This is a genomic window from Natrinema thermotolerans (genome assembly GCF_031165565.1).
Lineage (GTDB): Archaea > Halobacteriota > Halobacteria > Halobacteriales > Natrialbaceae > Natrinema > Natrinema thermotolerans.
Window position 1 is genome coordinate 1728223 of sequence record NZ_CP101873.1, and the last position, 12477, is coordinate 1740699.

General features: G+C 63.4%; 11 protein-coding genes and 1 pseudogene. 5 read left to right on the forward strand and 7 right to left on the reverse strand.

All coding sequences use genetic code 11. The features are described 5' to 3' along the window. Window positions 1-18: 18 nt before the first annotated feature. Complete coding sequence (locus tag NP511_RS08945) at window positions 19-717, forward strand: DUF7504 family protein (protein ID WP_049965458.1); 699 nt, start codon at window positions 19-21, stop codon at window positions 715-717. A 72-nt stretch (window positions 718-789) separates the two neighbouring features. Then, entirely contained in the window at window positions 790-2859 is a 2070-nt protein-coding gene (locus tag NP511_RS08950) for a hypothetical protein (RefSeq protein WP_049965457.1), read from the forward strand. A gap of 95 nt (window positions 2860-2954) precedes the next feature. On the opposite strand, the gene NP511_RS08955 is transcribed toward NP511_RS08950, so the two are convergent. The 3 genes from NP511_RS08955 to NP511_RS08965 form a co-directional block, all read right to left on the reverse strand. Further along, entirely contained in the window at window positions 2955-3083 is a 129-nt protein-coding gene (locus tag NP511_RS08955; RefSeq protein ID WP_006182851.1) for a DUF7503 family protein, read from the reverse strand. A 283-nt stretch (window positions 3084-3366) separates the two neighbouring features. Further along, entirely contained in the window at window positions 3367-3975 is a 609-nt protein-coding gene (locus tag NP511_RS08960; protein WP_006649796.1) for a 30S ribosomal protein S7, read from the reverse strand. A gap of 2 nt (window positions 3976-3977) precedes the next feature. Next, entirely contained in the window at window positions 3978-4406 is a 429-nt protein-coding gene (locus tag NP511_RS08965) for a 30S ribosomal protein S12 (protein WP_004267302.1), read from the reverse strand. A gap of 415 nt (window positions 4407-4821) precedes the next feature. On the opposite strand from NP511_RS08965, the gene NP511_RS08970 reads away from it, so the two are divergent. Next, on the forward strand, window positions 4822-5457 hold the full coding sequence (locus tag NP511_RS08970; protein WP_049965455.1) for a 4-vinyl reductase: 636 nt from the start codon (window positions 4822-4824) through the stop codon (window positions 5455-5457). A 72-nt stretch (window positions 5458-5529) separates the two neighbouring features. Here the strand turns inward: NP511_RS08970 and NP511_RS08975 are convergent, their stop codons facing one another. Beyond that, on the reverse strand, window positions 5530-7041 hold the full coding sequence (locus NP511_RS08975) for an aldehyde dehydrogenase family protein (RefSeq protein WP_049965454.1): 1512 nt from the start codon (window positions 7039-7041) through the stop codon (window positions 5530-5532). A 269-nt stretch (window positions 7042-7310) separates the two neighbouring features. Between NP511_RS08975 and NP511_RS08980 the strand changes: the two genes are divergently transcribed. After that, the gene (locus NP511_RS08980) at window positions 7311-7496 is read left to right on the forward strand and encodes a hypothetical protein (protein ID WP_162472657.1); all 186 of its coding nucleotides are present in this window, start codon (window positions 7311-7313) and stop codon (window positions 7494-7496) included. Then, window positions 7430-7843: pseudogene (locus NP511_RS08985) on the forward strand (molecular chaperone TorD family protein); the annotation flags it as partial. The gene NP511_RS08980 and the pseudogene NP511_RS08985, both read left to right, overlap by 67 nt. Before the next feature lie 85 nt (window positions 7844-7928). On the opposite strand, the gene NP511_RS08990 reads toward NP511_RS08985, so the two are convergent. The 3 genes from NP511_RS08990 to NP511_RS09000 are packed head-to-tail and all read right to left on the reverse strand — an operon-like array spanning window position 7929 to window position 12474. Then, on the reverse strand, window positions 7929-8354 hold the full coding sequence (locus NP511_RS08990; RefSeq protein ID WP_006649788.1) for a NusA-like transcription termination signal-binding factor: 426 nt from the start codon (window positions 8352-8354) through the stop codon (window positions 7929-7931). 3 nt (window positions 8355-8357) lie between these two features. Further along, the gene (gene rpoA2 / locus NP511_RS08995) at window positions 8358-9554 is read right to left on the reverse strand and encodes a DNA-directed RNA polymerase subunit A'' (RefSeq protein ID WP_049965453.1); all 1197 of its coding nucleotides are present in this window, start codon (window positions 9552-9554) and stop codon (window positions 8358-8360) included. After that, window positions 9547-12474 carry a DNA-directed RNA polymerase subunit A' gene (locus NP511_RS09000; RefSeq protein ID WP_049965452.1) on the reverse strand — a complete coding sequence of 976 codons (2928 nt, stop codon included), beginning with the start codon at window positions 12472-12474 and terminating at the stop codon, window positions 9547-9549. Before NP511_RS09000 ends, rpoA2 begins: the two co-directional genes overlap by 8 nt. Between the last annotated feature and the right edge of the window lie 3 nt (window positions 12475-12477).

Below are 12477 nucleotides of genomic sequence, written 5' to 3' on the forward strand. Positions count from 1 at the left end.
ACGTGTGGAACATAGAGAATGTTCTCGGGAACGGACGGCGTGGGGGCTACTGACAGGGGATTCTCCGACGAGTTATCGCGGTTGAAACGCCGGGGGGCAAGCGTTCTCGTCGTCGGCTCCGTCCAACCCGATCAGTGTCGGGACGCCTGTCGACGGCTGCTTGGCTGTGATGCCGATCGGGTCCGGCGACGCGTCCTCGTCTCGACGACGGCGGGCCCACACCACGCCACACACCACATCGACGAGGCCGGGTCGGCGGCCCTCTCGGTCATCGCTTACGAGACGCAGGCTCGCAACGTCACAACGGCCGAGCCGGGGGAGACACCGTCGGTCGGGACAGAAACGACCGAAGCGGAGTCGCTCGCCGACCTCGGACTCGCCATCGAACAGGGGATCGAGAACTTCGAAACCAGTACCGCCGCGCTCGAACCCGGCGAAGTCAGGCTGGGGATCGACTCGCTGCTCCCGTTGCTCGAGGCGGACGGTCGCCAGCGAGTGTTCAAATTCCTTCATCTCATCAACGGACGAACGCGGGACGTCAATGGGATGGCCCACTACCACCTGCCGGTCGAGCGCGACGCCAGAATCGTCCAGACTCTCTCGCCGCTTTTCGATATTATCGTCGAACTCCGCGAGCGGAACGGCGACTACCAGGAGCGCTGGACGATCGAAGACGGCGACCGCCGTTCCGGTTGGGTATCGGTCGGCGCCGAGTAACGGCTCGGAGCCAGCCCAGTTCCGAGCGACGACCCCGGCGGTTCGCGGGCGACCGCACGAGTGACCGTTCCAATGAAACCGAAATTCGAGCCCACACGACGCGGCGTAGAAATAATCGATCCGATCGAACGACACCGCTACCATCTCGAGACCGGAAGTCCGGTAACCCCATCGGCAGCGGATACTGATCGGATCGGCTTTCCGATCGGGTCCGCAGTGACGGTGACGACCGATTCGATCACGTTACCGAAGCCCGATACGGTCCTCGTTCGGGACTCGGACGGGCTGATGCTCACCGAGGTAAGCCCGACCGAGCAGGTGGGGCTCCCGCCGGACGAGTATACGCTTGATTTGTCCGGTCCGCTGAAAGTATACGCTCGTGTTACCGGTTCCGTACAGGTGTTTTCGGACCGGGAGAAGACGTATCTCACCTTCGGGACGGAGACGGCCGTCCACCTCGGGGCCAGATCGTTACACAAGCGCCCGGCGAGAACGATTACGACGACGACTGCGCCGACCGATCTGATGGCCGCAGTGTCGGCGTTCGGCTCGGAGTTGAAGACGACGTCACCGGAACGGGCGTATCCGACGCTGCGGGGGCATCCGCCCCGTCTCGAACTCGGCGACGAACTCCGGATACCGGCCCCACTCGATCGAGATCACAGCGTTCGGATAGCGGTTCCCGAGACGCTCCGGCACGTGTTCGTCGTCGCACCGCTCGCGTACTATCTCGATGCGGAAGTCGTTCCGGGATCGAGTCCACGGATCGTCACCGAAAGCGGATACACGCAGTCACTCGACGGTTCGGACGGGTTCGAACCGGCAGTCAAGCGGGCCCTGCAACGAACGTTCCTCCTCGACTGTGTCGTCAGGACCGAAGGAAACACGCCGCTCCCGTCACGCGAACGACGATCGATCGAACCGGTGATCGACCTCGATATCGCGGACACGTACGACCGACCGTTGGCCGAACGGCTCGAGCGCTATCTCGAGATTCCATACGAGAAACTGGAACCCCATCTCCCGGACTGGCAGTTCGAGACACGACTCGAGCCGACCGCCGATCACGTGCCGTTTCTCCCGTTTCTCGCCGACGATCTCGCGGTCGTCACGACGAGAGAAAGCGACCGAGACCGGGCGGGGCCGGAGCCGGTCGCGGAACGGGCGATCGACGCGTTCACGCGGGACGATTTCGTGCGAAGCACACAGCCCAGTTCCGTCCGTGGGGACACACGCGTCGAGACGGCAACGGAACAGTCGGCCGTCCCGACGGTCCAGCAGTCGTGGACCGGTATCGACGATACGGAAATCGTCAGCACCACGTCTGTCACGGCCTACCGGAACGATATCGGGCGAACGCCGAAAGACGGCCCCATCGAAATCGAGGTCGTCTGTAACGACCCGGATATGCGCGAGGAACTCGAAAGCGTCAACGGAACCTACGGGAGCCGGACGCGACTCCCGTTCGAGACGACGATCCACTACGATCTCACCACGAACGACCTCGCGGCCGTTCTCGCGAAAGACAGCGACTTCTTACACTACATCGGACACATCGACGACGAGGGATTCCAGTGTTCGGACGGGAAGTTAGATGCCCACACAGTCGATACCGTCGGGATAAAAGCGTTCTTATTGAACGCATGTCGATCCCACGAGCAGGGACTGCATCTCGTCGAGCGGGGGAGTATCGGCGGAATCGTCACGCTCAGTAACGTCGTCAACAGCGGCGCAGTCAGCGTCGGCGTCCTCGTTTCCCAGCTGTTGAACCTCGGGTTCTCCCTCTACAGCACGCTGGACATCGCCCGGCAGGAAAACATCGTCGGGCAACAGTACCAGTTAGTCGGTGATGGAAGAACGACGATCACACAGTCCGAAACGCGAATCCCGAACGTCTGTCTGGTCTCCGGGGAACGTGACACGCTCACGGCGAACATCGTCGCGTACACGGCGGCAAACAGACGGCACGGAAGCGTCCTGTCGCCACACATCGATTCGGTCGAGTCGTATTTCGTCGTTCCCGGTGAGACGGGGCCGATTTCGGTGACGGAGTCGGAACTCGAGGCGCTTTTCGATGAGGCGTTGTTCCCTGTAATACGGAACGGACACGTCCAGTGGAGTACCGACCTCGTCGACGACTGACTCGAGTCCGACGGACGGAATCGATCACGGCGGTCGATACCCGACGGCGGTCAACACTGGCACACGAACTCAGCTCCCGGTCCGCGGTTTCCGGTTTAGGGGCCGACGAAGGTACTCGCGTTCGTCGCTGCGACGTTGCCTGTCTGTCCGAGTAACAACAGGATCGTAAACAGCGCGCCGATCAGTCGTGGGTGGTTCTTCAGGTACTGTGTAACATCCGTCATGGTACATTTGACTAATAGTTGTCTGTTGACATAAATCTATCTTAATATAAGATATGCCAAACTAATAATATCAATGATGTGGAACATCAGTAGAACGCGGGTGCAAGAACCGACCGGAATTATCTTCGGCCTCGAGTCGGCCGGCGGAAGCGGCTCGACTCGGAGAAGCGATCTCGAACCGCTATGTCCGTCGAAAATGGCCCGCGGTCACGAGCAGCCCGCTCGCTACCGGAAGGCGAAGCTATCCCGTCCGAAGAAAACCGAAACGCAACGGTATAACGCGTTAGCGTGCGGCTGCCGCGACGCGCTCTTTCTCTTCTTTCTGGCTGACGGCGTAGGTGCCAACGTCGTAGTTGGACGCGCCGACGAGCTGGTTCGCGATGGCCTCCTCGACGTCAGTGGTCGTCTTGAACGAGTCGTTGTAGACGCCCTCGGCGAGGAACTTCAGGGCCTGGTCGACGCGGCGCTGGGGAGCGACGTCGACGGCTTTCGGGACCGAGATACCACCGTATTTCAGGCGGACGGTTTCCTCGCGCGGGGCCGCGTTCTCGACAGCGGTCACGAGGATCTGAATCGGATTCTCCTCGGTGCGCTCGTGGACGATGTCGAACGCGTCGCTGACGTAGTTGAGGACTTGCTGTTTCTTGCCCGTGTTCTCCTCGGTCTGCATCAAGCGGTTGATGAAGCGCTCGACGATGGAGATCTCGGACTTTTTGAACTGTTTGCTGGCGTGGCGACCCGCGGTGTGAGCGACGGGTGATACCGTGATGTAGCGTTCGGTCGAGGGGTCAGCGTACTCGATTTCGCCGATCTCCCACTCGCCGAACAGCTTGGCCGAAACGTCCGCGCCGCCGGCCGGCGCGTCCGGGTCGGGTTGGTCTTCTGCCGCCATGGTTATCGCACCGGTTTCTCCGCGTTCCCGCGAACGAGTTCCTTCAGTGCGACGCCGTTGACCTTGTCGACCTTGTAGTTGACACCGGAGAGGTCACCCATCGCACGACCCTTGGCCCCACCGATCCCGGCGATGGTGACTTCGTCGTGTTCGTCGATGAACGAAATAGCACCATCACCGGGACAGAACGCGGTGACTTGCTTGCCGTTCTTGATCAGCTGGACCCGGACGCATTTCCGAATCGCCGAGTTAGGCTGTTTGGCCTCGATGCCGACCTTTTCGAGTACGATACCGCGGGCCTGAGGTGCGCCCTCGAGGGGGTCGGACTTCTCGCGAAGTCCACGGGCGCGGCGCGCGTAGTCCGAGTCGGACCACCGCTGATTCTGGCGGTCCTTCTTGAGCTTGCGCGCGGCGTATTTGCCGTTTGCCATGGGCGTCGCTATCCGACGGAGGCACTTAAGCGACCCGTTTCGAGTCGCGCGTTACGGCTCGAGAATCGGCGACGAGGGGGAACGAAGCGATTTCAGCGCGTTTCGTCGCCGGAGGCGCTCGCTGGCGTCGGATCGGCTGCGTTCGGATCGGTATCGGTGCCGTTCGCGACGACCACTCGTTCCCGACGCAGTCCGGCAATCGACACCTCGTTCGCCTCGCTGCGCGTCGAGTCGTGGCCCGCCTTTCGTCTCGAAGCGCGATCGGGAGTGAGTTTGTTGCCGCGAACCGTCCGACAACTGCGATCCGAAGCGACCGGAACGTCGCCGATCGCGAGTCGGGGCAACCCAAGACATATAATCTTACCGGATCGATAGCTAAAGTTATTAGATAGACTAGGGCTGTTCTGTACTCGTTATGGCCACACTGAACAGTTGGATCAAGCGACTCGTCGGGAGCGCCGACGAGGAGTCCCAGTCCAGCGACGAACTGCAGGCAGTCGATGACCGAATCGGATTCGAAGCCTCACTCGAGGACGCGGAAGTGATCGGGCGAAGTCCCCTGTCGTATATCGCTGCCGGCGAATCGATCTCCGCGTTCGTGGGGAAAGAGATCACGTCCAAACTCGCCGAGTACGGACTCGAGGAGATCGAACCCGACGAATGGTATCCGCTCCAGGTCCCGCTTGCCATGCTGTACGATATGCGCGACGAATACGGCGACGTCAGGATGCGAAACATGGGCCAGAACGTCCCCGAACACGTCGAATTTCCGCCGGACCTGTCCGAAGTCGATAACGCGTTACGGGCGATCGATACGGCCTACCACCAGAACCACCGCGGCAGCGAGATCGGGTCCTACGAGTTCCAACAAGAGGGTCCGAACGCGGGTGTGATGATCTGTGAGAACCCCTATCCGTGTGAATTCGATAAGGGGCTCATCAAGGGCGTCGCGAAGAAGTTCGCCGACAACCCCGTCCAGGTCGAGGAAGTCGGCGACCAGTGTCGATCGGACGGCGATCACCGCTGTGAGTATCGCGTCGAATGGCTTTGATGGGGGTCGTGTCGCGACCGGCGACGTAGCCGGTCGACCCAGTCGTTCCGGTTTCGGAACGAGGAGACCGACTCAGTACGGATACTCTCTCGGTTCGCGCTGGACCGAGATCCATTTGACCGACGTCAGCGTCTCGAGGATCCACTCGTCGTTGTACCGACCCATTCCTGATGCGCCAACACCGCCGAACGCGACGTGCGGTTCGTCGTTCAGCGGCTGGTCGTTGATGTGGACCATGCCCGTCTCCATCGCGTCGGCCACGTCACGCGCTCGGGCGACGTCCGCCGAGTGAACCGATCCCGACAGCCCGTACTCGGTGTCGTTGGCGATCCGAATCGCCTCTTCGTCGGTTTCGAAGGGAACGACCGGCGCGACCGGCCCGAAGTGTTCGTTGCAGGCGACCGGCATGTCGCTGGTGACGTCCGACAGTACCGTCGGCTCGACGAACAGTCCCTCGTAGTCGCCGCCGGCCTCGACCGTCGCGCCGCGTTCGACCGACTCCTCGAGGAAGCCGACGATCTTGTCGCGCTGACTCTCGTTGATGACCGGGCCGACGAGGGTCCCCTCCTCGAGCGGATCGCCAATGGGGAGTTGCTCGGCGCGGTCGGCCAGCCCCGCCACGTACTCGTCGTACAGCGATTCGTGGACCAGATGGCGGTTGATCGAAATACACTCCTGTCCCTGATGGGTGAACGAGCCGAACGCGCCGGCGTCGATCGCCCGCTCGAGGTCGGCGTCTTCGAGGACGATGTGGGCGTTGTTGCCGCCCAGCTCGAGTGCGGGTTCCGTGTACGCACCGACGGCACGCTGGCCGACGCCGCGTCCGACTTCCGAGGAGCCGGTAAACGACATCACCGACGGGACCGAGTGACCCGAGAAGTGGTCGCCGATCTCGTGACCGTAGCCGGGGACGACGTTTAGAACGCCCGCCGGGAGGCCGGCCTCTTCGAAGACCTTCGCGAGGACGAGGCCGCCCGTTATCGGGGTGTGTTCGTCCGGTTTTAGCACTACGCTGTTGCCGAGCGCGATGGCGGGTGCGACGACGCGACTGGAGAGATACAGCGGGAAGTTCCACGGCGTGATGACGCCGACGACGCCGGCCGGTTCGCGCACGAGCAGGTTCTCCTTGCCCGGCGTGACCGAGTCCTTGCGGCGACCGCCGTCGCGCATCGCCAGTCCGGCACCGACCTCCATCGTCCCCTGTGCGAGTTGGGTCTCGAAGTCCGCTTTCAGCCCGACACCGCCGCACTCGACCGCGAACAACGTCTCGAGGTCGTCGGCGTACTCGCCCAGCAACCGACAGGCCTCGGACACGATCCCGGCACGCTCCTGGGGCGGTCGCTGTGCCCACTCCGCTTGCGCTTCCTCCGCGATCGCGTATGCCTCGTCGACGTCGTCCTCGGTGCCCGAGGGGACCGTCGTCAGGGACGTCCGCGTCGCGGGGTTTTCGACGTCGATCAGGTCACGGTCACCCGCGGGAACCCACTCTCCGTCGAGATACAGGGCGTTCCAGCCGGTTTCCGGCGCGATCTCGAGGTCATCGACGGCGATCTCGTCGGCTGATTCTGCACTCGTATTCGTCATGTGAGTCTGCCTATCGGTGGGCCCGGCTTATTCATTTGGATCCGACATTCACGATAGCGGACTATCGGGATCGTCCGAGATGCATGCCCCCGCCGACGCTGGGAGTTTCGCTGCTCGAGCGACTGGAAAAGGTGGCCCAGCGCCGCTCGCCGGGCGAGCGGGTCCCGAAAACGATCGGACACGCAGTGGATCGAAACCCGCGACAGCCGTTTTTCACCCGGCGGGAACGCGAGTCCGGTTTTTACGCGCTGTGTGGCCTACACGCCGATATGGCACAGCAGAGCGACTCCCTCGAGCCGTTCCGGGCGATCGAACTGCCCGACGGCAGCGATCCGATCTCGAAAGGGATCGTCCGGCGGATCCGCTCGAACGAGGGCACGATGACGGCTACGAGGCGTTCGACCTCTCACTGGCCGACGAAGGGACCGACCGCGGGGATCACGTCTGCTACCTGACGGTGTTCCTGAGTGCGCTCTGTCTCCGGGAGGCCTCGCTCCGGGAGAGGGGCGACGACGAGGGCGTCGCGATCGTCGTCGACGCGCGGCGCTCGTTCCTCGAGGACCACCTCGGCCGGTGGTACTGGCGGCTCGCCGACGAGGTCGGCAGCCACGACGACGGGACGTTCTACGCCGCACTCGCGGAACTACTGGCCGCACTGGTCGAACACGAGATCGAGACCCTCGACCTCGACCCCGACTGGGTTCCGGACGATCCCGAGGTCACCGAGTGGAACGAGGACGTCTTCGGTGACGCCGGCCGCGGCTGTGGCGGTTGCGGCGCGAACGTCGGCGACTTGGGCTGAGAATCGCGGCGAAAAGCGTTCTGATCGGCCGACCTCCGCGTCGGAGGTCGCGTCGCTCCGCCTCGAGAGAGAAACCAAAAACGGGCTACAACAGCTGGATGTCGTCGATTCCGAAGTGGCGCTTTGCGAGGGTGCGGGCGGCGTCGATCGTGCGACCGTTCGTGCCGATCGCGACGCCGTGGTCCGCTTGCGCGACCTCGACGTACGCGACGGTATCGTCGTTTTCGCTGATCGTGACGTTGTAGACCGCCGCCGGTGCGAGCGCGTTGGCGACGAACTCCGCGGCGTTGTCGGCGTCTTCGACGAGTCGGACCTGCGCATCGGCACGATCCTCGAACCGCTTTACGGTACGGCCGTCGGGACCGATCGCCTCGCCCATGCCGCCGCGTTCGACGACGATCAGGAGACTGTCACCGCCGTCGGTGACGAGACAGTCCCGCCCGTCGACGCCGGTCACGTCCTCGAAGGCCGCCAGATACTGCCGGGCGTCGTCGTCGAGGGTAACGCCCATCGATCAGTCGGCCTGACCGCTGCCGGAGGTGGTCGACCCCATCCGGAGATCGACGTCGCCGGTGCCGAGCTTGATCGGCTTGCCGACGATGACGTTCTCCGTGACGCCGTCGAGATCGTCGACTTCGCCGTGGATCGCGGCGTTGAGCAGGTGGTTGACCGTCACCTCGAACGCCGCGCGGGCCAGCACGGACTCCTTCGAGCCCGAGATCCCGTGGCGACCGATCGACTCGATCTCGCCGCGGTTGGTCATCATGTCCGCGACCAGCATCAGGTGACGGACGTTGACGTCGTCGAGACCCTGCTCGGCCAGCGTGTTGTTCGTCTCCTCGATGATGGCCTCGCGAGCCGCCTCGATGCCGAGGTTTCGATGGATCTCGTGGATGTTGTTACACGTCGTTCGTGAGGCGTCGACGCCCTCGATCTCCAAGACGTCGCCGAAGGCCGACCCCTCGGTGTAGAGGACGAACTCCTCGTTGCCGTTGTCCAGTTCCTCACGGCGGATGACGACGCGGGAGATGTCCTCGATTCCCTTGAACGTGATGTCGCGCAGCTCCTCGACGAGCTGGAGGAGGTCCCGGTAGGACGGCTCCTCGGGGCCGAACTGGATCTCGGTGCCCTGCTGTACCGTCTGGACGCCCAGCGAGTCCTCGATGATCCCCGCGACCTCGTCGGGCGTGATCATCCGCTCTTTGAGGGTGTCCTCGTTGAGCGAGATCTGGACGCGCATGTCAGCGACGTTCGTCGAGACGTCACCCAGCGCGAGGATCTTCGTCGCCTCGATCTTCCAGACGACCTCGTGGGCCTTCTCGCGCTCGGTGGCGTACTCGCCCTCGAGGTAGACGGTCATCATCGGCGTGTCCGGGGTCTTCCGGGCGTCGACCAGTTCGATCAGCCGGGGCAGCCCCTGGGTCACGTCGATCTCGGCGACGCCGGCGTAGTGGAACGTGTTCATCGTCAGCTGCGTCCCGGGTTCGCCGATCGACTGGGCCGAGACGGTACCGACTGGATCGAGCGGATCGACGCGGGTGTCGAGATACCGGGTCTCGACAGCCTTCGCCAGTTCGTCGGCGTCCTCGACGGTCGCGTCGCCGCGATCCTCGAGGGTCTCGTAGACCTCGTCTTTGAGCCGGCGGGGCAGATCGGTGTCCTCGACGACCGCGATCGTGTCGTCGTCGACGGCGTACTCGACGTTAGTCATCGGAGGTCACCTCCGTGCCGTCGGTCAGTCGATCGTCGGCGTGTTCCGAGAGGTTCGTCGGCGCGGGTCGCGTGCCGAGGAACTCGTCTCGTTCCGTCTCGGAGTCGAACTCGGAGTCGAGCACGCGGCCGGCGATCTGCTCGACGTCGATGTCGTTGTCATCGTCCGAGGAGACCTTCACGGGACTGGTGCCGTCCTCGCCGAACTCGAACTGGATGATGGTGTCGCTCGAGTCCCGGACGGTGCCGTCGTACTGGGTCTCGAGTTCGTGGAGCGCGTTGATCAGCCGCCGCTGCAGGTAGCCGGACTTCGAGGTCCGGACTGCCGTGTCGACCAGGCCCTCGCGGCCACCCATCGCGTGGAAGAAGAATTCTCGAGGTGTGAGCCCGCTCGTATAGGAGTTCTCGACGAAGCCGTGTGCCTCGGCCGAGAGGTCGTTTGGCTCGTAGTGAGAGAGGGTTCGGTCCTCGTAGCCGCGGTTGATTCGCTCGCCCCGAACCGCCTGCTGGCCGACTGCGCCGGCCATCTGGGTCAGGTTGAGCATCGACCCACGCGCACCGGAGTTTGCCATGACGACGGCGGGGTTGTCGTCTTGGAAGTGCTCGTCGGCGATGTTACCCGCGTTGTCACGCGCACGCGAGAGCGTCTGCATGATCTTCATCTCGAGGGTCTCGTCGATCGTTCGACCAGGGAGACTCTCGAGTTCGTTGTTCTCGTAGGCCTCGATCAACTCTTCGACGCGGTCATTTGCGTCCTCGATGGTCTCGTCGATGCGGGCCTGTGCTTCGCCGGGGATGGTCTCGTCGTCGATCCCGATCGAGAACCCGAAGTGCATGATGGCACGCATCGCCAGCGTCGAGACCTCGTTGACGAAGATTCTGGCGCGGGTGTTGCCGTAGACCTTCGTGATCGTGTCGACGATCTCGCCGCCGAACTCGCCGACCTCGTCTTCGGCGATCGTCCCTTTGAGCAGTTGGCCGTCTTCGACGACGACCTCGTCACCGACTGTGCCCGTGAACTCGAGGTTCAGATCGTCGGGCAGCAGTTCGGAGAAGACGTCGTAGCCGGTCCAGAACGGCTCGCCCTCGTCGTCGACGCCGCTGGGGTCGGGCAGTTCGTCGATCCGGGTCGCACGGAGCAGGTCCAGTGCCTGCGTCTCGTTGAATCGGGGGTTGTCGTGGGTCAGGAGGTACATCCCACTGATGTGGTCCTGAATGGCCCCGATGATGTTCTCACCGAACCGCGGCGAGAGCATCTGCTCTTGGACGCGCATGAGGACACGCGCTTCGGCGCGGGCCTCCTCGTTTTGGAGCGCGTGCATGTTCATCTCGTCGCCGTCGAAGTCGGCGTTGTACGGCGGACAGACGACGGTGTTCAGCCGGAACGTCTTGTACGGCATGACCACGACCTCGTGGGCCATGATCGACATCCGGTGGAGCGACGGCTGCCGGTTGAAGATGACGATGTCGCCGTCGATCAGATGGCGGTTGACCTCCCAACCGGCCTCGACCTTCTCGGCGAGTTGTTCGCAGTTCTTCTCGGTCACCTTCAGCCGACGACCGTCCGGTCGTCGGACGTAGTTCGCGCCGGGGTGGCCTTCCGGGCCGTTCGAGACGAACCGGCGGGCGTCCGCGACGTTGCGCTCGGTGACGTTCATCGTCTGGGTCATCTCCTTTGCGACCCGGTCGGGAACACCGACCTCGTTGAGCGAGAGGGTCGGGTCCGGCGAGATGACGGTTCGGGCGGAGAAGTTCACACGTTTCCCGGACAGCGAGCCCCGGAAGCGACCCTCCTTGCCCTTGAGTCGCTGGGAGAGGGTCTTCAGGGGCCGTCCGGAACGGTGTCGTGCCGGCGGCGTGCCCGAGATCTCGTTGTCCATGAAGGTGGTGACGTGGTACTGAAGTAGTTCCCAGAGGTCCTCAATGATCAGCTGGGGCGCACCGGCCTCGCGGTTCTCCATGAACCGCTGGTTGATCCGGATGATGTCGACCAGCTTGTGCGTGAGGTCGTCCTCGGAGCGCTGGCCGTTGTCGAGCGTGATCGACGGCCGCGCGGTGACCGGCGGTACCGGGAGGACGGTGAGGATCATCCATTCGGGACGGGAGCGCTCGGGGTTGATCCCCAGAACCTCCATGTCCTCGTCCGGGATCGCTTCGAACCAGTCCCGGATGTCGGAAGGCATCAGCTTGTTCGTGTCCTCCTCGGTCAGGTCGATGTCCAGGGCCTTCTCGATGGCCTTGCGCTGGCTCTCGCGCGGGCGGAACGAGCCCGAGAGGATCTCGTTGACTCGAGTCAGCTCGATCTCGGTCTGTTCGGCGAGTTCGTCCGGCGTCGTCCGCTCGATGCCCTCTTCCTCGTCACCCTGCATCGCGCCGGCGATGCGCTGGGAGTACTCGCTGGTCAGGACCTGCTGGACCTCGTAGTAGGTCGTGGGCTTCTCGTGATCGATGTCGTACTGGATTTCGCCACAGAACGGACACCGGTCTTTCTTGCGAGCCTGCCGGATCGCCGCCTTGGTCACGTCGTTGAGATCCCGGCTCAGCTTCCGCGATTCGTCGAGCTGGTCGTGGAACTCGTCGCGCTCGTCCTCGGTCAGCAGCAGGCGGGAACACTCCCGGCAGGTGCCACGCAGGAGCCGTCGGATGAGCTTCGTGAAGCCGACGTGGATCACCGGCGCGGCCAGCTCGATGTGACCGAAGTGGCCGTTACAGGAACCCGAGTGCTTCCCGCAGGTCTTGCACTCGAGGCCGGGGTCGATGACGCCCAGCCGCGGGTCCATCAGCCCCATGTCGATGGGGAAGCCGTCATCGTCGTAGGTGTCGGCGGTGATGATCTTCGTCGCGCTCATCTCCCGGTACTCCTCGGGCTCCATGAGCCCGAAGTTGATCGCTCCGATGTCTTTGGGTGTCGTGTCTTGCATGGG

Coding starts and splice junctions, on each gene's coding strand:
- NP511_RS08945 (WP_049965458.1), top strand. CDS start 19: ATGTTCTCGGGAACGGACGGCGTGGGGGCTACTGACAGGGGATTCTCC.
- NP511_RS08950 (WP_049965457.1), top strand. CDS start 790: ATGAAACCGAAATTCGAGCCCACACGACGCGGCGTAGAAATAATCGAT.
- NP511_RS08955 (WP_006182851.1), bottom strand. CDS start 3,083: ATGACGGATGTTACACAGTACCTGAAGAACCACCCACGACTGATCGGC.
- NP511_RS08960 (WP_006649796.1), bottom strand. CDS start 3,975: ATGGCGGCAGAAGACCAACCCGACCCGGACGCGCCGGCCGGCGGCGCG.
- NP511_RS08965 (WP_004267302.1), bottom strand. CDS start 4,406: ATGGCAAACGGCAAATACGCCGCGCGCAAGCTCAAGAAGGACCGCCAG.
- NP511_RS08970 (WP_049965455.1), top strand. CDS start 4,822: ATGGCCACACTGAACAGTTGGATCAAGCGACTCGTCGGGAGCGCCGAC.
- NP511_RS08975 (WP_049965454.1), bottom strand. CDS start 7,041: ATGACGAATACGAGTGCAGAATCAGCCGACGAGATCGCCGTCGATGAC.
- NP511_RS08980 (WP_162472657.1), top strand. CDS start 7,311: ATGGCACAGCAGAGCGACTCCCTCGAGCCGTTCCGGGCGATCGAACTG.
- NP511_RS08990 (WP_006649788.1), bottom strand. CDS start 8,354: ATGGGCGTTACCCTCGACGACGACGCCCGGCAGTATCTGGCGGCCTTC.
- rpoA2 (WP_049965453.1), bottom strand. CDS start 9,554: ATGACTAACGTCGAGTACGCCGTCGACGACGACACGATCGCGGTCGTC.
- NP511_RS09000 (WP_049965452.1), bottom strand. CDS start 12,474: ATGCAAGACACGACACCCAAAGACATCGGAGCGATCAACTTCGGGCTC.